The sequence below is a fragment of the Shewanella halotolerans genome (assembly GCF_019457535.1).
GTDB lineage: Bacteria > Pseudomonadota > Gammaproteobacteria > Enterobacterales > Shewanellaceae > Shewanella > Shewanella halotolerans.
Window position 1 is genome coordinate 1,673,313 of the sequence record NZ_CP080417.1, and the last position, 20,016, is coordinate 1,693,328.

At 49.9% G+C, this 20,016-nt stretch carries 18 protein-coding genes; 16 read left to right on the forward strand and 2 right to left on the reverse strand.

Annotation, left to right across the window (positions count from 1 at the left end; genetic code table 11):
• Positions 1 to 417: 417 nt before the first annotated feature.
• From K0H81_RS07245 to K0H81_RS07280, 8 genes are all read left to right on the forward strand, one after another.
• Positions 418 to 3,048, forward strand: a complete 2,631-nt coding sequence (locus K0H81_RS07245) for a TonB-dependent receptor (protein WP_220060390.1) — start codon at positions 418 to 420, stop codon at positions 3,046 to 3,048.
• Between the two features lie 110 nt (positions 3,049 to 3,158).
• On the forward strand, positions 3,159 to 4,118 hold the full coding sequence (locus tag K0H81_RS07250) for a class I SAM-dependent methyltransferase (protein ID WP_258406412.1): 960 nt from the start codon (positions 3,159 to 3,161) through the stop codon (positions 4,116 to 4,118).
• A gap of 502 nt (positions 4,119 to 4,620) precedes the next feature.
• A complete protein-coding gene (locus K0H81_RS07255; protein WP_011866275.1) occupies positions 4,621 to 5,403 on the forward strand; it encodes a DUF3450 domain-containing protein in 783 nt (260 codons plus the stop codon).
• Positions 5,403 to 6,758 carry a MotA/TolQ/ExbB proton channel family protein gene (locus K0H81_RS07260; protein WP_144200531.1) on the forward strand — a complete coding sequence of 452 codons (1,356 nt, stop codon included), beginning with the start codon at positions 5,403 to 5,405 and terminating at the stop codon, positions 6,756 to 6,758. The genes K0H81_RS07255 and K0H81_RS07260 overlap by 1 nt, the downstream gene beginning before the upstream one ends.
• On the forward strand, positions 6,758 to 7,285 hold the full coding sequence (locus K0H81_RS07265) for a MotA/TolQ/ExbB proton channel family protein (RefSeq protein ID WP_011866273.1): 528 nt from the start codon (positions 6,758 to 6,760) through the stop codon (positions 7,283 to 7,285). The genes K0H81_RS07260 and K0H81_RS07265 overlap by 1 nt, the downstream gene beginning before the upstream one ends.
• 13 nt (positions 7,286 to 7,298) lie before the next feature.
• Positions 7,299 to 7,703, forward strand: a complete 405-nt coding sequence (locus tag K0H81_RS07270) for an ExbD/TolR family protein (protein WP_011866272.1) — start codon at positions 7,299 to 7,301, stop codon at positions 7,701 to 7,703.
• A 1-nt stretch (position 7,704) separates the two neighbouring features.
• A complete protein-coding gene (locus tag K0H81_RS07275; RefSeq protein WP_144200533.1) occupies positions 7,705 to 8,322 on the forward strand; it encodes an energy transducer TonB in 618 nt (205 codons plus the stop codon).
• A gap of 2 nt (positions 8,323 to 8,324) precedes the next feature.
• Entirely contained in the window at positions 8,325 to 9,572 is a 1,248-nt protein-coding gene (locus K0H81_RS07280) for a tetratricopeptide repeat protein (protein WP_220060392.1), read from the forward strand.
• Positions 9,573 to 9,631: 59 nt separating this feature from the next.
• Here K0H81_RS07280 and K0H81_RS07285 read toward each other — a convergent pair whose 3' ends face one another.
• On the reverse strand, positions 9,632 to 10,141 hold the full coding sequence (locus K0H81_RS07285; protein WP_220060393.1) for a GGDEF domain-containing protein: 510 nt from the start codon (positions 10,139 to 10,141) through the stop codon (positions 9,632 to 9,634).
• 79 nt (positions 10,142 to 10,220) lie between these two features.
• Here K0H81_RS07285 and K0H81_RS07290 point away from each other — a divergent pair, with 79 nt between their 5' ends.
• The 6 genes from K0H81_RS07290 (at position 10,221) to K0H81_RS07315 (ending at position 15,764) form a co-directional block, all read left to right on the forward strand.
• Positions 10,221 to 12,062, forward strand: coding sequence for a DUF885 domain-containing protein (locus K0H81_RS07290; RefSeq protein WP_220060394.1), 1,842 nt, complete (start codon positions 10,221 to 10,223; stop codon positions 12,060 to 12,062).
• A gap of 91 nt (positions 12,063 to 12,153) precedes the next feature.
• Complete coding sequence (locus tag K0H81_RS07295; protein ID WP_220060395.1) at positions 12,154 to 12,432, forward strand: peptidylprolyl isomerase; 279 nt, start codon at positions 12,154 to 12,156, stop codon at positions 12,430 to 12,432.
• A gap of 7 nt (positions 12,433 to 12,439) precedes the next feature.
• Positions 12,440 to 12,985: a GNAT family N-acetyltransferase gene (locus tag K0H81_RS07300; protein WP_220060814.1), complete on the forward strand. Its 546-nt coding sequence runs from the start codon at positions 12,440 to 12,442 to the stop codon at positions 12,983 to 12,985.
• A gap of 48 nt (positions 12,986 to 13,033) precedes the next feature.
• The gene (locus tag K0H81_RS07305) at positions 13,034 to 13,264 is read left to right on the forward strand and encodes an RNA-binding S4 domain-containing protein (protein ID WP_186300566.1); all 231 of its coding nucleotides are present in this window, start codon (positions 13,034 to 13,036) and stop codon (positions 13,262 to 13,264) included.
• Positions 13,265 to 13,297: 33 nt separating this feature from the next.
• Positions 13,298 to 13,684, forward strand: coding sequence for a ribonuclease E inhibitor RraB (locus K0H81_RS07310; protein WP_220060396.1), 387 nt, complete (start codon positions 13,298 to 13,300; stop codon positions 13,682 to 13,684).
• Between the two features lie 109 nt (positions 13,685 to 13,793).
• The gene (locus K0H81_RS07315) at positions 13,794 to 15,764 is read left to right on the forward strand and encodes an NERD domain-containing protein kinase family protein (RefSeq protein WP_220060397.1); all 1,971 of its coding nucleotides are present in this window, start codon (positions 13,794 to 13,796) and stop codon (positions 15,762 to 15,764) included.
• A 3-nt stretch (positions 15,765 to 15,767) separates the two neighbouring features.
• Here the strand turns inward: K0H81_RS07315 and gcvA are convergent, their stop codons facing one another.
• Positions 15,768 to 16,691, reverse strand: a complete 924-nt coding sequence (gene gcvA / locus K0H81_RS07320; RefSeq protein ID WP_220060398.1) for a transcriptional regulator GcvA — start codon at positions 16,689 to 16,691, stop codon at positions 15,768 to 15,770.
• Between the two features lie 111 nt (positions 16,692 to 16,802).
• On the opposite strand from gcvA, the gene K0H81_RS07325 reads away from it, so the two are divergent.
• Positions 16,803 to 17,567: a TSUP family transporter gene (locus tag K0H81_RS07325; RefSeq protein WP_220060399.1), complete on the forward strand. Its 765-nt coding sequence runs from the start codon at positions 16,803 to 16,805 to the stop codon at positions 17,565 to 17,567.
• 167 nt (positions 17,568 to 17,734) lie between these two features.
• The gene (locus tag K0H81_RS07330) at positions 17,735 to 20,011 is read left to right on the forward strand and encodes a hypothetical protein (protein WP_220060400.1); all 2,277 of its coding nucleotides are present in this window, start codon (positions 17,735 to 17,737) and stop codon (positions 20,009 to 20,011) included.
• Positions 20,012 to 20,016: the final 5 nt, after the last annotated feature.

The following is a 20,016-nucleotide window of genomic DNA, read 5'->3' on the forward strand; positions in this document are numbered from 1 at the left end:
CTCTTTGTGACAACTACCTATATTTAACATCTTGTCGATCATTAGTTTGATAAACCGCTAATTAATAACTTGGCTAATTTAGTTTGTTCTGCTTATGGCTTATGCACGCTTTTGTCTTGTATTTGATTGTTTTTATTTGGTTTATATGTGTCGTCTCTCTAGTTGTAATGCTTGGTAACGGCAATATTAGCCAAAAATCGTCGACTTGTTACAGCTAACAAAAATCTGACTTATTGTGACAGGCGTCTACAAATTGAGCGATCGCCAATTAAATCTGTGAAAATAGTGATGCGATTGTTGATTAAATGTTTCACATGTGGTTCTATTTGTTGGCGAATGTGCACAAGTGTAACGATTGGTGTTTATTTGTGTTTACTTTCACACAAAAATAAAAAATAAAGTCCAGGGAGAAACAACATGTATAAGAACAGCTTATTAGCTAATTCAGTGCGTTTCGCACTAGTTAGCGGTGCAGCTATGACAGCTTTTACTGCCCCAGCAGTATTCGCGGCAGACGAGCAAGCTGCAGATAAAGTTGAACGTATTGAAGTTACTGGTTCACGCATTAAGCGTAGTGATCTTGAAGGTGCTTCACCTGTAACAACGATCACTGCAGACGATATGAAAGTTGAAGGTAACTTTACAGTAGCCGATGCGCTACGTAACAGTAACTTAAACTCTTTTGGTTCATTCTCTGAGCGCTCAGGTAGCTCTGCTCAGTCTCAAGCAACAATCAACCTACGTGGTGCTGGTTCAAGCCGTACCCTAGTTCTGATCGATGGTAAGCGTTTCCCAGGTTCACCTACTCTAGGTGGTTCTTCTGCTAACCTTAACGCCATCCCTATGGCAGCGGTTGAGCGTATTGAAATTCTAACCGACGGTGCTTCTTCTACTTACGGTTCTGACGCGATTGCTGGTGTTGTTAACATCATCATGAAGAAGAACTTCCAAGGTATCGAATTCAACGTTGGTGGCGGTTCACGTGACCGTGATGGCGGCCTGACAAGTAAAGAATTCTCTGTGGTTGCTGGTTATGAAATGGACAAGGGTAACATTACCTTTGCATTCGACCACCAAGACCGTAAGGGTATCGCTGACGGCGACCGTGCTTTCTCAGCTCCTTGGATGCGTGACCTGAACGGTGACGGTGAAATCCAGGCTTACAGCGAAACTGATGGCTGGTCTATCTATGGTGCAACCATTGCTTCTCCAGACTTCTCAGAAGCTCAAGCTTCACCACTTTGTGATGACTTAGCAGCACAATACGGCGACAACGTATTCAAGACTGTTAAAGCTGACGATGACTGGGGCCCAGGTTCAACTTACTGTATGTATGCATACGGTAACGTTTCTTACAACAAAGCTTCTGTTGACCGTAACACTGTATATGTAGATGCAAACTATGAAATCGCTGAAGATGTAGAGTGGTTCGGTCGCATCATGTTCACTCAGAACAACTCTTTCGGTCGTTATGCACCTCCAGCTGCTGCTTGGAACAATATGTCTGCCGATAACCCACATAACCCTTACGGCGAAGAAACTAAAGGTTACTTCCGTTGGGTTGGTATCGGTACTCGTGACGGTAACGTAGATGACTACAACCAAGATTACCTGACTGGTCTTCGTGGTTCTATCAGCGCGTGGAACGATGCGACTTGGGAATTCTACTACCACTACAACAAGGCCGATAACAAGTCTATCGGTGAATACTACCTGAGCTACTCTGGTCTTGCTTACAACGAAGCTAACGGAATCGATCTAGGTTCTGAAGCCGGTGTAAACAACATGAAGGCCACTACTCTGACTCAAGACCGTGCTACCTTCCACCAGTACAATGCTGGTATCGGTTTCGATGCATTTGAACTGCCAGGTGGTGCTGTTGCGCACTACTTCGGTATGGAGTACTTCGAGCAAGATTTCGCTTCTATCTATGACGCGCAATCTGAAGCGGGTCTGATCGGTGGTAGCGCCGGTAACTCTGCTGGCGGCGACCGTCAAGTATGGGCTGCATTCTATGAAGCGGCTATGCCTCTGACTGACACCATCGAACTGAACATCGCAGCTCGTTACGATGATTACAGCGATTTCGGTAACAACGTAGCGCCTAAGGCATCTGTCCGTTGGCAAGCTCTGGATAACTTAGTTGTACGTGCTTCTTACTCTGAAGCGTTCCGCGCACCAGCTCTGGATCAGCTATATGCTGCAACCACTTTCAGTGCTGATGACGGTACTGACTACCCATACTGTGTATCTAACGGCATTGCTGATTGTCCAGAGAAGCAATACGATACTTACATCCGTGCTAACAAGGACCTAGGTCCTGAGACTTCTGAGTACATCAACTTGGGTCTTGCATGGGATATCGTAGATAACTTTGGTATTAAGGTTGACTACTTCGACCTGAAGATTGATGACGTTATCAGCCGTCGCTCTATCACTAACGTAATGCGTGGTATTGCAAGTGGTAACCTGGCTCCATCTGATACCTTCTACGTAGTTCGTGCTCCAGGTGAAGCAGGTAAACTAGGTAAGGCATTAGAAGTTGGTACTGGTTATGGCAACAGCGATAAGCTACAGATCAAAGGTATCGACGTTGGTCTAAACGGTAACTTTGAAACTGATTTCGGTGACTTCGGTATCGCATGGACTAACAGCTTCGTTCTTGAGTATGTTGAAGAAGTTGAAGGTGGTTCAGGAGCAATCGACACTGCTGGTTGGTCAGGACAGCCTGAGTACAAGTCTGTATTTACTACTACTTATACAATGGGTGACCACCGCGTATCTTGGAACATGAACTACACTGACAGCACTTACGAGTCAAGCAAGTCAGTTGGTGACACTATTGTTCCAGAAGGTAGCTTAGATTCATGGTTGATCCACAACATCAGCTACACCTATGATGCAGGTTCTTTCGGTGCAATTATGCTAGGTGTTAACAACCTAACTGACGAAGATCCTGTTCTATCTTCAGACGGTAAGTTCGAAAACGCTGACCTGTACAACAACTATGGCCGCGAATACCGCGCAAGCTACACTCTGAAGTTCTAAGAGTAAGCTAATAGTTTTAGTATAAATATCTGATAAAAAGGCCCTATTTAGGGCCTTTTTTTATGGTATTAATAAAAGCCGATAACAAAAACGACAAAAGGGCGAGCATTATGAGCCATCATTGGGACGAATACTGGCTACAGGGACATCTGACATCTTTTGGTGACAGTTTTTCTGGCAATTACTCTGGCGTGCTAGAGACAAATTGGCATCAGGATTTTAATGCCTTAGCAGATAACTTTAAGGTGCTGGATCTCGCTACTGGCAACGGGGCACTACCGCTGCTATTGAATCAACATTTCAAAGGCGCTAATAAGAAAGGTGAAGTAATAGGTGTAGACCTTGCCCAAATAAACACTAATTTAGACGCGTTAGCGTTAAATGAGGAGGTGAGGGTATCACTGCTTTCCCACATAGATTGTTCGTGCTTGGCTTTTGAGGACAATAGTTTTGACCTAGTTATCTCTCAATATGGTATAGAGTACTCTGATTTAGCCCTTTCCATTCCGGAGGCGATTCGTGTGCTTAAGCCCGGAGGTAGACTTAGTTTGGTGACGCACCATAGCCGTTCGATGATCATTAATCGTAACCGGCGAATATTGAATGTTGTCAGTCAGCATTCGATCACCAAAGTATTCGAGACCATGGAATCGCTCATTTTGCAGATGGGCTCGCTTATCAACGCAGAAGATGTTCAGCGCATCAAGCAAGATACCGAGTGCGAGCGATTGCGCCACCAATTGAATCAGGAGATTTCAACCCTGGCTCAGTCCGATGAGGAAGGACTGAAGGACAGTGAGTTGCTTACCTATGTGGCGAGCCTTTTTCAACAAGGTCTCTTTTGGCCCTTGGCAAAGAAGCAGCAATATCTAATATTTGCTCGTCAGCAGATTGAAACATTAAGAGATCGTCTCGGCGAGCTTGTCGAAGCATCTTTAGATGAATTGGCACTTTCAGCCATGTTAGCTAATCTAATTGAACTGGGTGCGAACTTAAGCAGCATTAACCAGATTGAAGACAACGAAGGTCAGATATTGGGTTGGAAGATTGTCATAAATAAAACTATCTAGTATCTGCGGGACTCAATTCGCTATATGTATAAAAGATGTTTCAGATAGACCACGTGGTAATACCAGCACAACATAATTTGATGCAAACGTTTGCGATAAAGTTATTTGGTTAACAATATGTTAATGGTTTGCTCTGTTTTTGTTGTGGTGTTTATCTGATTAAAATCATATGGTTAACTGTTAATTGTTGATTAAGTCGGCTCATGCGAATTAGATTTGTAAATATTGACTTGTTTGAAAAAACACCTCTTGTGTTATTTTCAGCCCCTAAGAGCTTTTTCTGCTAGTTTTAGCCGTTTCCAAATGTTGACACAGGTCAACATTTTGTGAAATGATGCCTGCGGGTCTACACCTTGATTGGTGTAGAAAAGGGAAGATAATAACTAACAATCACAAGAGAAATGCACACTTATGGTGGCGGAATTCATGCAAATATAAGCAGAAAACCCGTGTTACCAATAAGTTAAACCTTTTATTTTTCACTTCAAATTGGTTGGGAACTATGTCCAAGGTAAGCAATAGAACTAAAATCGCTACGGCGCTCATTGGCGCGCTGGCCTTAGCAGGCAGTAACTTAGTGGTTGCCGATCCACTTTCTGATGTTCAGAAAGCGGATGCGAAAATTCATGCAGATGCAGCCGCATCTCAAAAGAAAGTTGATAAGTATTACGATCAAGCGCAAGACATGGCGTTTGAATATGGCCAAGTTGCAGACACTCGTGAGTCAACTAAGTCATACAACGATTATGTAGCTGGCCTGGTAGCAGACCAAGAAGCCACCATGAAGCTTATTCAAGAAGACATCAACGGTGTTGATAAGCTACGTCAAGGCGTTGTACCGCTAATGTTCAAGATGGTTGATGCACTAGAGCAGTTTGTTGCTCTGGATCTGCCATTCAACAAAGAAACTCGTGAAGCCCGTATCAAGCGTCTTCGTGAAACCCTAGATACCGCTAACGTAACATTGGCTGAAAAATACCGTCTGATCCTTGATGCTTATAACATCGAGCGTGAATATGGTTCTAAGTTGAATGTTGAAACCGGTAAGCTGCAACTTGACGGTAAAGAGATCCTGGTAGATTTCATCAACTTCGGTCGCGTTGCCTACTATGCACAAAGCCTAGATCAAAAGTCTGCATGGATGTTCAATCCTGAGACAAAAGCATGGGATAAGCTAGAAGATAGCTATCTACGTAACATTACTAAAGCAATTCGCCAGGCTCGTGGCCAGGGTGCTCCAGATATGTTCGCGTTACCAATCCCAGCTGCGGAGGCTGCACAATAATGAAAAAGTTAATCTCTACAGCAATCGTTGCTGCAAGTCTGTCTTTAACTGCTGGCATGGTGAGCGCTGCTGATGCGCCTAAGAACATTGACCAGCTACTTAAGCAAGTTCAAACCGATCGTGCTAACGCTGCTAAAGTAAACAAGAAGCGTGAAGCCGAGTTCCAAGCCGAGCGTGGCGATAAAGCTGCACTGCTAAAGCGTGAAAAAGCGGCGCTAGCGGCTGAAGAACAACGCGGTAAAGATCTTTCTCAAGCATTTGCCGATAACGAGCGTAAAATTGCTCAGTTAGAAGAAGACCGTAAGATTGCTCAAGGTGACTTGGGTGAGATGTTCGGTGTTGTTAAAGGTGAAGCCGGTGATTTCGCTGGTAAGCTTGTTTCATCAAACGTAAGCGCTCAGTTCCCTGGTCGTGATGCTTTCATCGCTGAGCTAGGTGCACGTAAAGAACTGCCAAAAATCGAAGAGCTAGAGAAGTTCTGGGAAGAGCAGCTATTCGAAATGGCTGAGTCTGGTAAAGTGGTTACTTTTGACGGTGCCGTAACTGGTATCGACGGTAACGTTCACAACACCAAGATCACTCGTGTTGGTGCTTACAACCTGCTAGCAGATGGTCAATATGTTGTTTATAACGCCGATCTAGGTCTGGTTCAGCAGCTTTCACAACAGCCTGGTAGCGAGCAAGTTGCCAGCGTTAAAAACTTTGAAGGTCAAACTTCTGGCGTTCACAAGCTGTTCGTTGACCCTGCACGTGGTGTACTGCTAAACGTGTTCACTCAGAAGGCAACTATCGAAGAGCGTATCGAAGCCGGTGGTACTATCGGTTACATCATCATCGGTCTGCTTGTTCTTGGTGCCCTGATCTCTATCGAGCGTCTGGTTACTCTGTATGTTGTTGGCGCGAAAGTTAACGCACAACGTAAGAACATCGACAACCCAGGTAACAACCCACTGGGTCGCGTACTTAAGGCATACCACGACAACAAAGATGTTGACGTTGAAACGCTTGAGCTGAAACTTGACGAAGCGATTCTGAAAGAAACTCCAGCACTTGAGACTCGTATCTCTATCATCAAGGTGCTAGCGGCTATCGCACCTATGATGGGTCTACTGGGTACAGTAACAGGTATGATTGCAACCTTCCAAAGCATCCAGCTATTCGGTACTGGTGATCCTAAGCTAATGGCTGGTGGTATCTCTATGGCACTGATGACGACCGTACAAGGTCTGGTTGCTGCACTGCCACTAATGCTAATGCACGCTATCGTGATTGCACGTAGCAAGTCAGTTGTTCAAGTACTTGAAGAGCAAAGTGCGGGTATCGTTGCCGAGCACGCTGAGAAGAGGAACGCCTAATGATGCTATACCTGATGGACATCTGGGATTCCGTCAGGGGCTTCATGGCCTCCGGGGGCGACGTCCTCTGGTTGGTTGCGGCAGTGCTATTCCTCATGTGGGTGTTAATGCTTGAGCGCTATTGGTATCTCAATCTGATTGCGCCAAAAGAGCACAAAAACATTATCACCGCATGGGACAAGCGAGAGGATTCAACCTCTTGGCATGCACACCGTATCCGTGAAGCTTGGGTATCCCAAGCGAAACAAGATATGAATGCTCGTATGCTGATTATCAAAACCTTAGTAGCCATCTGTCCAATGATCGGTCTACTAGGTACCGTAACCGGTATGATACAGGTATTCGATGTGATGGCAGTTCATGGGACGAGTAATGCTCGTATGATGGCAGCTGGTATTTCAATGGCAACCATGCCGACAATGGCGGGAATGGTCGCAGCGTTATCGGGAGTATTCTTTAGTACTCGCCTAGACGCCAAGATGAAAATCAGTATGGAAAAGCTAAAAGATAGCCTGCCACACCACTAGAGAGAGATTGAACATGGCACGTAAAAAGCATTCAAGTATAGAAGAAGAAGCGCAAATTGATATGACACCGATGCTCGACATCGTGTTTATCATGTTGATCTTCTTTATCGTAACAACGTCGTTCATTAAGCCATCTGGTCTTGACTACAACAAGCCAGAGGCTTCTCAAGCGACAACTCAGAAGTCGGCAAACATCTTTATCGGTGTGAGCAAGACAGGCGTAATTAAGATGGAAAACCGTCAGGTTGATATCGAGCGTGTAACAGCAAACGTTGAGCGTATGTTGGCTGAATCACCAGAAGCGGCTGTATTGATCGAAGCTGATAAAGAAGCTGAACACGGCATTGTTGTAAAGGTTATGGACAATGTGAAGAAAGCTGGAATCAACAAGATTTCGGTATCAGCGGGGAAAGACTAATATGCTGAGAGGAATAGTATCATTATTAATTGGTGGTGCTGTTACTTTCGCCCTGTTTGTTTTCATGGCCTTCTTGGTCAGTGGCGGCGCGAAACGCGCCGACACTGCGACTGAATCTCCGGTTATTGAGATCAGTATGGATAAACAGGATACGAAAGTGCAGGACAAGCCTAGGGTCAAACCTAAGCCACCTACACCACCTGAGCAGCCACCTTTACCAGATACGCCACCGCCTGATAGCTCATCAGACATAGACACCAACATGTCTTTCAACATGAGTGGTGTAGTAGCGGGTGCCGCATCTACCGGCTTCAAGCTGGGTAACATGATGACTCGTGACGGTGATGCAACACCTATCGTTCGTATCGAGCCACAGTACCCGATTGCTGCAGCACGTGACGGTAAGGAAGGTTGGGTACAACTTAGTTTTACCATCAACGAACTTGGTGGTGTAGAAGATGTGCAAGTGATCAACGCCGATCCTAAGCGTATCTTCGATAAAGAAGCTAAGCGTGCACTGAAGAAGTGGAAGTACAAGCCAAAAATTGTTGACGGTAAAGCCCTTAAGCAACCTGGTATGACGGTACAACTAGACTTTAAACTTGATGGAGGCAAATAGAGATGCAAAAGGTTAATACACTTGCAGCCGCACTATTGCTTGCCATTGGGGGAAGCCTAGTCGTCGCACCAGCGGCAAGCGCTGCCGAAAAATGCCCCATTGAGAAGCGCCAGTCTAAGGCCGTAGGCCAAAGCTCGGCAAAGAAAGTCCAAAAGTCTTTCGAAGCTTATCAAGAAGGCAATATCGACGAAGCGATTGCCGTATTGCTTGAAGCCAGCCCACGCGATGCTTTTGATAAGGCCTATATTGCCCGTATGTTGGGTAACTTTTATGCCGAAAAAAATCAGATGGGTACGGCGATCAAGTATCTGAAGCAAGCCGTTGACGCTGACATTCTTGGCGGTACAGACCATGGTGCAACCCTACGTCTATATGCCGACCTGTTGATTCAGGAAAAGAAGTTTAAAGAGTCTATCCCTTACTACTACGAGTGGATGAAGTTTACCTGTAAAGAAGATCCACAAGTGTATCGTCGTATAGGTATCGCTTATTCTGAACTCAAAGAGTGGGATAAGGTGCTCGGCGTTGTCGATAAAGGTCTAGCTATCAGTACTAAGCCAGATAAAGGCTTGTACCAGATGAAGCTGACGGCTTACTTCAACAAGAAAGATTATAAAAATGCGATTAAAGTCCTAGAGACTATGGTGCCGCTTTTCCAACAAGATGGCCGTCTATGGGTACAGTTAGCGCAGTTTTATTTGATGACTGAAAGCTATGATAAGTCATTAGCAACCTACGACTTAGCTTATAAGAATGGATTTTTAGAGACTGCGGGTAACATCACGCGTCTGTCTCAGCTGCTGGCGCAAAATGGTTCACCATACCGCGCGGCGAAAATCTATGAAAAGCATATGAAGAGTGGCCTGATTAAGGAAGATGAGAAAACCTTATCTATCCTAGGTGGCTTCTATCACAATGCTAAAGAGCTAAAGGAAGCGGCTGATTATTATGGTAAGGCTGCTGCCATCAATAACGATGGTAAACTTTACCTTAAACAAGCCCGTCTTCTGACCCTGCAAGAGAAACACAAAGAGGCGATCCCTGTGCTGAAAAAAGCATTGGCTGCCGGCGGTGTGAGTGCAGGTGAAGTCGAGTTTGAGCTAACCTTGGCTTATCTAGGTACCAAGCAGATTAAAGCGGCATACAATGCCTGCTTGAAGGCTGCTAAGGATGAGAAGACTAAGCGTTCAGCGACAAGTTATCTCGCCTATATCAAGGAAAAGGCACGTATCTATAACGTTGCACTTTAAGCCTTAAAATAAAAAGCCCCGCAAGGGGCTTTTTTTATGCCTGTAGACAGGTAAACCCGTTAGTTCAGGCAATGCATCGCAGTATGATGTTCCTTCTGTCCCTCTAGGGTGTGGGTTAATGAGCGGACATCTTCAAACAGGTTTTCGATGTTGAGATCGCTCTCGGGTTGGCAGAGACAACCGGCCAGCTCATAGTCGATGCGATTGCTGTGTTTGCGTTGATAATCCTGGTTAAAATCCTTTATTTTCTGTTCTATGCGGGCGATAACGATTTCGGTTCCTTCTCTATCTATGTTAAACAGCCCCAAGGCAAAGTTATCCTGATTCAGTCTGGCGACCATATCTGTCGTCCTAAGTATCGCTTCTTGAACCTGTTTCATGAATAATTCCAGTAAATGAGGTTGCTTTACTGTTTCATGAATGTGTGGGCAAAGATACAATAAGGCCAGCGTCTGGCGTTCGCGCATGTGGCGGTGCCACTCACGGTTAAATACCTCCATAAAATAGGTTTGGTTGTAGACGCCAGTTTCGGGATCTCTGAATCCAGAATTACTAAATGAGTAAATCATTAGCTCGCTCCTCAGATACACCTAAGGTAATTATAGAAAACAACACTCACTTGCACAGAATATGAAGGATATAACTCGAATGAACAAAACGCTTCTCGCATTGACGATATCAGCTTTGGTGGCCATAGTGGGCTGCTCAGACAAGGAAACCAGTGCAAGCCAGGCCAAGAGCAATGCCCCAGCGCCAGAACAGACTATTGCGCCTCAGGTACAAAGCGCAGAGCAGGAATACCTTGCCTTAGTGGATCGTTATTTCAACGACATGCTCAAGCTAGAGCCAATGTACGCGACATTTGTCGGCGTCAATGACTACAACGACCAGTTTGGCGGCGATCTGACCGAGGAGTATCTCAAGGCGCGTCACGAGCTTAACAGTCGCTACCTGAAGGCGGTTAAGGCGATCGATCGCAGTGACTTACCCGAGCCGCTGCAGCTGAGCTACGACATGTTTACCTATGACAGAAACATGGCGCTGGTGTCCGAGACCTTCCCATCCTATTTCATGCCGATGAACCAGTTCTACAGCACAGTCATTACCATGGTGCAGCTGGGCAGCGGTGAGAGTGCTCAGCCATTTAACACGGTTAAAGACTATGAAAACTGGCTATCGCGTCTATCGGGCTTCATCAACTGGACTAAGTTGGCCCAGGCACGCATGGACGAGGGGATTGCCAGCAAGGCCGTGCTACCAAGAGTCTTGGTCGAGCGCATCATTCCGCAGTTGGATGCCCAGTTAGTCGAGCAGCCGAGCGACAGCCTCTTCTATGCGCCTATCACTAATCTGCCCGAGAGCTTTAGTGAAGAGGAAAAGCAGAAGCTGACTCAGCAATATGACACTCTGATCGGCAAAGAGCTGATCCCAGCACTAGCGTCCCTCAAGCAATATTTCCAGGAAACCTATCTGCCTGTGGCTAGAGCCAGCGATGGTTGGTGGGGGCTGCCTAACGGTAAACTCTGGTACCAGCACCTAGCCAATGCCCACACCACGACCACCATGCCGGTCGATGAGATCCATCAGATTGGCCTTAATGAGGTGGCGCGTATTCTCAGTGAGATGGATAAGGTGAGAGAGCAGGTGGGCTTCAAGGGCGATCTCAAGGCCTTCTTTGCTTCACTGTCTTCTGAGCCGCAATACTTCTTTAGCGAGCGTCAGGGGCTGATCGATGGCTACATGGTACTGAAGGACAAGATCAACGCCGTATTGCCTAACTACTTCAATGTCATGCCTAAGGCCGACTATGTGGTCAAGCCGGTTGAGAGCTTCCGCGAGCAGTCAGCGGCCGGTGCATCTTACGAGGCACCAGCGGTCGATGGTTCACGTCCTGGCGTCTTCTACATCAACACCTACAACCTGAAGGCGCAGCCTAAGTGGGGGATGACGACGCTGTCACTGCACGAAGCGGCACCTGGGCATCACTTCCAGATCGCCATCAAGCAGGAGTTGACCGGTGTGCCCGAGTTCCAACGCTTTAGCGGCTATACCGCCTTCGAAGAGGGCTGGGCATTGTACGCCGAGTATCTCGGCATCGAGATGGGCCTGTTTGAAGACCCTTACCAGTATTTCGGTAAGCTATCCGATGAGATGCTGCGCGCCATGCGTCTGGTGGTCGACACTGGCCTGCACGCCAAGGGTTGGAGCCGCGAGCAGGCGATTCAGTATATGAAGGATAACTCGCCGATGGCCGAAACCGACATCATCGCCGAGGTCGAGCGCTACATGGCGATCCCTGGTCAAGCCCTCTCATACAAGGTGGGACAGCTGAAAATCTTGGCCCTGCGCGCCGAGGCGGAAAAGGCTTTGGGTGACAAGTTCGATCTTAAAGGGTTCCACGATCAGATCTTAACCTCAGGCTCGCTGCCGATGGCGGTAATGGAGCAAAAAATCCACCGCTGGATAAAAGCTCAGGGCGCTAAGGCATAATCTGAGGGTTACACCTTTTTAAACCCAGCAAATGTTTTATACTTGCTGGGTTTTATTTTATTCATTTTTAGGGAAATCAAAGGAGTGCCACATGGTACAAGCAACAGCACGTCATCTATTGGTTAGCAGCGAAGAAGAGTGCGCACAGATCAAGCAGCAGATCTTAGCTGGCGCAGATTTCGGCGAGATGGCCAAAGCTCATTCCTCTTGTCCGTCAGGGGCGCAGGGCGGCGACCTGGGGTCATTCGGTCCAGGCATGATGGTACGTGAGTTCGACGAGGTGGTCTTCAGTGCGCCGCTAAACGAAGTGCAAGGCCCAGTTAAGACCCAGTTCGGCTACCACCTGCTCGAAGTGACCAGCCGCGGTTAATCTCTTGATCGTCGAGTTATATACAGACAACTTAAAAATCCGCTCGCTCATACCTGAGGACTGGCCACACTTCTTGTCGGTCCATCAGGATGAGCGGCAAAGTCGCTATGTCAGGGCGCCTCAAACCGAACCTGTCTTACGGGAGAAGTTTGAGCAGCGTCTCGCGCCTTGGGATTACGAGTCTGGCGCCTGGCTGACCCTGGTTATCGAAACCATTGAGGATGGTGAGTTTATCGGCTTTACCGGCTTTTACGGCGTCGATACCAGTCTGGGTCAGATCGAGGTGGGCTATATGCTAAGCAATAGTGGCCAGGGGCGCGGTTATGCCACCGAGAGCCTCAGGGCGGTGATCGATTGGGCCTGTCTGCAGTTTAATGCCCATAAATTTATCGCGCTTTGTACTGACCAGAATCTGGCCTCGGCCCGGGTGCTTGAGAAGTGTGGCTTCGTCCTTGAGGGCACCTTAAGGCATAACTTCAGGCTAAATGATGCCTGGGTGGACGATCGCTATTATGGATTGCTCGCCTCGGAGCGCAGTGATAGCCCGCAATAGGCCAGAGTGATATACTCCCGCCGACTCAGTTAAATAAAGGTAGTTAGCGTGACCACAGAAGCCCAAACCTTAACCCTGTTACCGGGTGAAGAGTTTATCGAACTCTATAAAGTATTGAAGGTGCAATCCATGACCTCAGCTGGCGGCGAAGCCAAGATGGTGATCAGCGAAGGCCTGGTGACCGTCGACGGTGAAGTCGAGACCCGTAAACGTAAGAAGGTGATTGCCGGACAGGTGGTCAGCTACAACGGCGAAAGCGTGACAATCGTCGCTGAGTGATTCATCGCCAAGAGATCCAGAAGGAGTCAAACTATGCAGTTCCCAGATGATGATAATGGCAAGATGTTAGCCGCCATGGCCGAGGCCGGTATCGATTTAACCAAGGCCTTGGATGTGGATTTTTTCCTGATCTTTGAAGATCAGCGCGACGCCGAATCTGCGGTGGAAGAACTTTCCCAATCAGAGCTCGAAGGTGAGTTGGAGTTACACCTCAACGACGAGCTCGGCAAGTGGGAATTGATTGTCTGCATCAACATGGTGCCGGAATATCAGGCCATCGTCGATCAGGAGGTTGAGCTCAACGAGTTTGCCGCCGAGTTCGGTGGGGCGACTGACGGCTGGGGCGTGATGCAGCATCAGGAAGGTGACGATGAGTTTGCCGACCATGACCATGAATGCGATGACGACTGTCATCATTAATCGCGACTAATTTTAAAAGCGACTAATTTATTAAGCCACTATTTATAGTGGCTTTTTTTTGCTGTAACGTAAGCTACAGGATAAGCAAGCCTAGTATTAGGGAGAGCAGATGGCGAAGCAGATCAGTTTTGGGACCCCGGTCAACGACGCCGAGCGCTGGGCATTTGCCATGCTGGCTGACGAGTTGCCTGATAACTACATCTTGCTGACCAATGTGGAGATCCCCACCAAGTCGGGACAGGCGATGGAGGTCGACGCACTGGTGATCGGCGAGTGGGGCGTCTATGTGGTCGATGTGAAGGGCTATATCGGCCGCCTGGACGCCGGTCTGCATGCCTGGTCACTCGATGGCCGTCAGGTAGATAACAGCCTGGCCAAGGCCAACTATGTGGCCCGTGTGCTGGCGGGCAACGTCAAACACAAGATTCCCGTGGGCGTCTATGCCCCCTGGTGCCAGGGGATGGTGTTCGTCACCGGGCGAAAAGGCGAGGAGATTGAGCTTGAGAAACAGCAGGGCTCCCTGAGTATCTATACCCCGAGTCAGATCGTTGCCGCGCTGACTAAGGAGTGGGGCCTGACGGCGCCGCATAAGCATCAGGTGACCGACAAGCAGAAACAGATGGTGCTTGAGACCATAGGCCAGGTGGCCCTGGTTGAGCAGCGCAACAATAAGATCCAGGATTTCGTTAAGCTCAAGTGTCTCTTCATCCAGAGCGGCCTTGAGGTGTGGCAGGCGGAGTACAGCCCCGGCGGTTGGACGGCGCCCTGGCTGCTCAAGGTATTAGTGCCGACTCAGTTTGAGAACAGCGATGAGTCGCTGCAATATGAGCTGCGTCTGCGCGATGAGTTTAAGCGGCTGCAGACTTTGGCTGGTTGTAGCGGTGTGCCGCAATGCGCACCTCTTATTCAAGATGGCGAGCAGTTGGTGTTGCCCATTCGGATGCCACGGGGCGTGCCACTGGATGTGCTCGAACATGAGCTGTTAACCACCTATCAGCTACTGGAGATCCTGCGCCGCGCCGTCTCTGGCCTGCAGCAGATCCATCGCCGAGGAGTCACGGTTGGCGGCTGGCAGAGTAACTGTCTGTTCGTCTCGGATCTCGGCGATGTCGAGTTTATCGATATCAAGGACAACCTCAATGCCAGCCAAGATATCGCCGCCTTCGCCGCCAGTTTTCTTTCATTGGCGGAGCAGACTCGTCAACCGAGGATCTATCAATGGTTTCGCCAGGCCGCCAGTGGAGGTACCACAGATCTGGACATGATCCGCTGTGATATCGCGGCATTGATCGACAACGGCGTCTGCGACACCCTGCCGGAGAGGATCGAGATCGCCAGCGGCGCCATTATCGATCATCACTATCAGCTGGAGCAGTTCATCGCCGCCACAGAGCACAGCCAGTTCTGGCGCGCGCGCCATCTTCAGGGCAATTATCCCTGCGGCGTCTCCATCTATGCCAAGGTGGAGACCGACTGGCTGATGCTCAGCAGCCTCTATCGCAGCCTGTCGAAACTCTATCACCCCCATGTGGAGCAGGTGCTGAATTTCGGTCAACTGCCCCAGAGCGATGAACTGTTTATCAGCCGCGCCTGGGAGCGCGGCGTGTCGCTGGATGAGCTAAGGGATATTCAACTTGGGCAACCGGCAACCTGGTTTACTCAGTTATTGTCGGCGCTGCAGTATCTGCATCAGATGGATATCTATCACGGGGCCATCTGTCCGAAAAACATCATCTGCAGCGACGATAAGGCCGTACTGGTGAACTTCGGCATAGGGCTGGATATCGCCACCAGTCATTATGCTCGCCGTTACGCCGACCCTCAGCTGTGGGCCGCCGAAGGGGAGGCGGAGAAGGACCTCTACGGTCTGGTGGCAAGCTTTATCGCCACCCTGACGCCGGTCAAACTCCAGGGAGATGGTGGTCAGGCCGGGATCATCAAGGCGCTGCATGCCTTCGACCGGGAGTGGTTTGGCGAGAAGACCTTCGATACCTGCCTCAAGGTGCTCAACTTCGAGTTCGATGTGGGCCAGGGCGTTAACTATCTCGAGGCCTTCGACGCGAGCGATCTGCTCGAGTAAGTTCTAGCTTAGATCGTCGCTTTGGTGGCGGTATGGGGCAAAGATCTCCAGCAGCCAGTCGATAAAGGCCTGGACCTTGAGTGGTCGCTCACTTTGCTTTGACGGCGGTAGATTAGGCGTCAACACATAGTAGGCGTAGGGGCTGGTAAATTGGGTCGCTAAGGGGATCACCAGGCTGCCCTCTGCCAGCTCCTTTTCGATGAAGAAGCGGGGGATCAACGCCAGTCCCATGCCACTGACCGCCGCCTGACTTAGCATGTAAAAGTGCTCCATCCCCAACATCTTGTCTGTGGTCAGCTTAAGTCCCACCTTCTCGGCCCACAGTGGCCAGAGCTCGGGGCGGGTGGTGTGCTTCAGTAGCGTCTGGCGGTTGATAGCTTGAAGGCTGTCTATCTGCTCGGCAAGCTGCGGCGCGCAGACCAGGCAGAGATCTTCATCCATTAGCTTAAGCACATGGCAATGGGTCGGGCGCACCGTGGCGCTACGAATGGCCACATCATACTTATCCCGTTTGAAATCCACCTGAAAGTCGCCGATGGAGAGATCCACATAGAGGTGGGGATGGCGGGCCTTAAATTCCTCTAGTCTCGGGATCAACCAGTTGATGGTGAGGCTGGGCAGGACGTTGATCGACAGTGCCTGCGCGATACCCGGTTGTGACCTTAGCTCCTCTGTGGCCTGGCTGATGCTTTGCAGTGCACTGCTGATATGGCGCAGGTAACGCTCGCCCTCAGGCGTGAGACTGAGCTGTCTATGCTGGCGGGTGAACAGGCTGACATCTAAGTAAGACTCTAGTGTTTTTATCTGCTTACTGATGGCGCCATGGGTGACAAAGAGTTCGTTCCCGGCGCGGGTAAAGCTTAGGTGCCTTGCCGCCGACTCGAAGGCGCGCAGGGCATTGAGGGGCGGGAGTGTCAGTTGATTCATCTTCTAATTGTGAGATTATTTCACGCTATGGCGAGGATAACTCCTTTGCTAAATGGATGCAAAGCGCGTTTAATAGCGGCCAATTGTGAATAAACCTTTTATAGAGTCGCTATGTCCCTCGAACTGAGTTATGAACTGATGGCACTGCTGTTTGCGGTAGCCGCCCTGGCCGGTTTTATCGACTCCATCGCCGGAGGCGGCGGCCTGATCACCATTCCTGTGCTAATGTGGGCCGGCCTGCCACCCACGGCAGCGCTGGCGACCAATAAGCTACAGGCCTGTGGCGGCAGTTTCTTCGCCAGTTTCTACTTCGTGCGTAAGGGAATGGTGGATCTCGGTAAGATGAAATTGGCCATCTGCTGCGCCTTTCTTGGCGCGGCGCTTGGGACGGTGGCGGTGCAGCTAATCGATGCCAGTGTGCTGAAGCTGCTGCTGCCCTTCTTGATCCTGGCGATCGGCTGCTACTTCCTGTTTTCCAAGTCCATCAGTGAAGAGGATAAGCATCAGGTGATGTCGCCAACCCTCTTTGGCCTGACAGCCGCGTTAGGGGTAGGCTTCTACGATGGTTTCTTCGGTCCGGGCACCGGCAGTTTCTTCGCGCTGGCCTTCGTGTCGCTCGCCGGATACGGGCTGGCGAAGGCGACAGCCCATGCCAAGGTGCTCAATTTTTCTACCAACATCGCCTCGCTGATCTTCTTCGCCCTAGGCGGCAAGGTGCTCTGGCTGCTGGGCGGCGTGATGCTGTTGGGTCAGGCGATTGGCGCTACCTTGGGTTCGCGGATGGTGGTGACTAAGGGCAGCAAGATCATCCGCCCGCTGGTGGTGACCATGTCGATCGCCATGAGTGGCAAGTTGTTGCTGGAGCATTATCTATAGTCTTTTTTCTGACATAAGAGGGCTGTTGTCACCGTAAGTCAGTGACTTAGGGGAGCTGACAGCGGAAATCGAATGCTGTGTATTTCACCTGAGTTTTGTGTAGAATGGCTGGAGGTTTAGTTTAATCTCATTACATTTCAGTAACATGCAAAGCCAGGGAAGTTAGGATGGCCTTTAGCCAAAACAGGATTGTTTGTACGGCATTGACGCTCTGTTTGAGCCTGTTCGCGTCTCAGAGTCATTATTGTGAGGCGAATAGCCGGGAAACGGATGCCCGCCCCCATGAATATCAAGTCACCAAGAGTACCCTCTATGTTCATGGTGACAGCCAGCAAGTCGGCGTCCGGGCCCGCGCGCTCCTCAAGTATCAAACAGATTCGACAGCAAGTAGCGGCAATGGCGTCAGCCTCTCTGTTATCCCGACTATGCTGCAGTATCAAGACCCTGCCTATCGACTCAATATCAATAGTTTCGATGATGCTGGCCGCGGCGCGGCGCTGGCCAAAATAGTGCGTCAGGGAGTGCGGTTAAGCGTCGGCGACAAGGTCGCTACAAACCAAAGTCAGGTGCGTTTCAAGGCCCAGGATGAGTGGGATGCCTATCTGGCCAAGCAGGGCAAAGAGGCTGCCAGGGCGCTGGCACCGCTGAAATCCCTGTTCATGCTCAATCCGCTCATTCCCCAGACTCAATGGCAAGCAAAGGCGCCTAGTGTGGGTGACACCCTTAAGCTCGGCAACCTGTTTCTAATCGCAGCGAGTGAGTTAACACGCTGGCAGATAACCGCCATCGAGGGGCAATGGGTGACGGCGACGCTCGAGCAGAGCAGTGTGCAACAAGGAATAGAAAACCGGCGCTATGGCCTGCTGAGGTTCAACAGGCGTAGCGGCTGGCTAGATAGGCTCTTGTTGGTGGAACAGCAGGAGAAAGGCGATAGGAGGCAGACGCGTCGCTGGCTGCTGGCACCTAAATCGACTCTCTATGTGAGCGACATGCTGTGGCAGGATGATGGAAGCACTATCGATGATAGTGGCTTCCCCCTTGAAGCTGATGACGATCTCTTTGAGATCCCAACCTTGCCCATGACGCCAGACGACCCTGATGCGACCCTCCCTATGATGGAGTCAGACCAAGGGATTATGTCAGCGGGTTGGGGCGGTGATGATATCGAGCTGCGCTATGTTCATGGCCTAGTCGCTGGGGACTTTGCCACCTCGGTCAAATACCAAAATATCCAGCTTATCGACTGGCGCGATCGGGTGATAAATCTACCCTTGTGGCGCCATAGTGCCCGCGGCGCCAGCGCCCTGGAGGGCGTGGTCAGTTCAGGGGTTAATCTGCTGCCGCTCGGCTGGGGCGAGAGCCGGGCCAAGTTGGAGGAGCTCTATCAGGTCCGCGCCGAGGTGAGTTTTACTCCGGTACGCACTTACACTGAGCAAGTCTCCTGGCAGGCGCTGTTGAAGCAGCCTTACCACTTTGGCGAGGCGACGCTAACAATCAGGGCTCTGAACAAACCCGGTCGCTATCGCCTGGTTGTGACTAATCGTGGAGTTAACAGCCTGTCGCCTGACTTCAATGGTCTAAACGGCAAGTTGGGCTTCGAAGCGCCAGTAGGTCTGCGGCCTAAGTGGCTGACGAGTACAGAGCAACTGTTGCTCGATGAACTCTTTTTTCGCGAGCAGGCCTCTCATGTCTACATCTTGCAGTTAGCCCAGGTGCCCACATCACTCTCAATCCTCCATGGCGAACAGCTAAGAGATAGGGTGACAACTAAAGCGATCACCTTCGTGACTCAGTCAGACTTTGAGGCGAACCTCGCCAATCCACCGCTAACGCCAGCCTCAAGGGGCAGCTTTAACAGCGATGCATCTGCTAAGTCGAGAGAGAGATGGCAGTTGGCTGAGCCATCGGTCGCCTCGCGCACAGGTAACGATCTCTATATTCCCATGCCGACCGCCCTTGCCGAGGTGTGTCGGCCGCAGATAGATAAAGGGTTTAACGAGGCTGGTAAGCCGGTACAGTGGCGCCTTATCGATAACGGTCAGGGGCAGAGCGCCTATGTGCTGGCTAGCCAAGATGGCAGCCGGCGCTATTTCTACGACAAAAGCATCCAGGGCAGCATTGTCTGTCAAGGGCGCCCTCAGTGGCTGAGTATTGGGCAGGGCGATAAGCGTCGTCCCTGGCTGGTGGATCTAACCCCTTGGCTATCTAATCTGGATAAGCGCAAGGCTAAGGTGAGTCGTTTGTATCGTTCGCTGCTGATAACAGACGCCGAAGGGCGACCACTGTCGCCGCGTCTGCCTAAGGATGCCGAGGGGCTGGAGAAGGCCTTGGTTGAGGGACGATTTCTTAGCGTCGATGGCGCGGCGAGCAGCGCCGCCTATCTCAGTGTCGGCGATGAGCCTATGAGCTTTCCCTATCAGTTTAAGCTCAAGCCTCTGCCCTAGGAGAT

What these genes read in the sequence shown, in the direction of transcription:
- K0H81_RS07285 (WP_220060393.1), bottom strand. Translation starts at nt 10,141, where the DNA reads ATGATTTACTCATTTAGTAATTCTGGATTCAGAGATCCCGAAACTGGC.
- K0H81_RS07280 (WP_220060392.1), top strand. Translation starts at nt 8,325, where the DNA reads ATGCAAAAGGTTAATACACTTGCAGCCGCACTATTGCTTGCCATTGGG.
- K0H81_RS07260 (WP_144200531.1), top strand. Translation starts at nt 5,403, where the DNA reads ATGAAAAAGTTAATCTCTACAGCAATCGTTGCTGCAAGTCTGTCTTTA.
- K0H81_RS07325 (WP_220060399.1), top strand. Translation starts at nt 16,803, where the DNA reads ATGTCCCTCGAACTGAGTTATGAACTGATGGCACTGCTGTTTGCGGTA.
- K0H81_RS07295 (WP_220060395.1), top strand. Translation starts at nt 12,154, where the DNA reads ATGGTACAAGCAACAGCACGTCATCTATTGGTTAGCAGCGAAGAAGAG.
- K0H81_RS07250 (WP_258406412.1), top strand. Translation starts at nt 3,159, where the DNA reads ATGAGCCATCATTGGGACGAATACTGGCTACAGGGACATCTGACATCT.
- K0H81_RS07245 (WP_220060390.1), top strand. Translation starts at nt 418, where the DNA reads ATGTATAAGAACAGCTTATTAGCTAATTCAGTGCGTTTCGCACTAGTT.
- gcvA (WP_220060398.1), bottom strand. Translation starts at nt 16,691, where the DNA reads ATGAATCAACTGACACTCCCGCCCCTCAATGCCCTGCGCGCCTTCGAG.
- K0H81_RS07255 (WP_011866275.1), top strand. Translation starts at nt 4,621, where the DNA reads ATGTCCAAGGTAAGCAATAGAACTAAAATCGCTACGGCGCTCATTGGC.
- K0H81_RS07270 (WP_011866272.1), top strand. Translation starts at nt 7,299, where the DNA reads ATGGCACGTAAAAAGCATTCAAGTATAGAAGAAGAAGCGCAAATTGAT.
- K0H81_RS07265 (WP_011866273.1), top strand. Translation starts at nt 6,758, where the DNA reads ATGATGCTATACCTGATGGACATCTGGGATTCCGTCAGGGGCTTCATG.
- K0H81_RS07275 (WP_144200533.1), top strand. Translation starts at nt 7,705, where the DNA reads ATGCTGAGAGGAATAGTATCATTATTAATTGGTGGTGCTGTTACTTTC.
- K0H81_RS07315 (WP_220060397.1), top strand. Translation starts at nt 13,794, where the DNA reads ATGGCGAAGCAGATCAGTTTTGGGACCCCGGTCAACGACGCCGAGCGC.
- K0H81_RS07290 (WP_220060394.1), top strand. Translation starts at nt 10,221, where the DNA reads ATGAACAAAACGCTTCTCGCATTGACGATATCAGCTTTGGTGGCCATA.
- K0H81_RS07310 (WP_220060396.1), top strand. Translation starts at nt 13,298, where the DNA reads ATGCAGTTCCCAGATGATGATAATGGCAAGATGTTAGCCGCCATGGCC.
- K0H81_RS07330 (WP_220060400.1), top strand. Translation starts at nt 17,735, where the DNA reads ATGGCCTTTAGCCAAAACAGGATTGTTTGTACGGCATTGACGCTCTGT.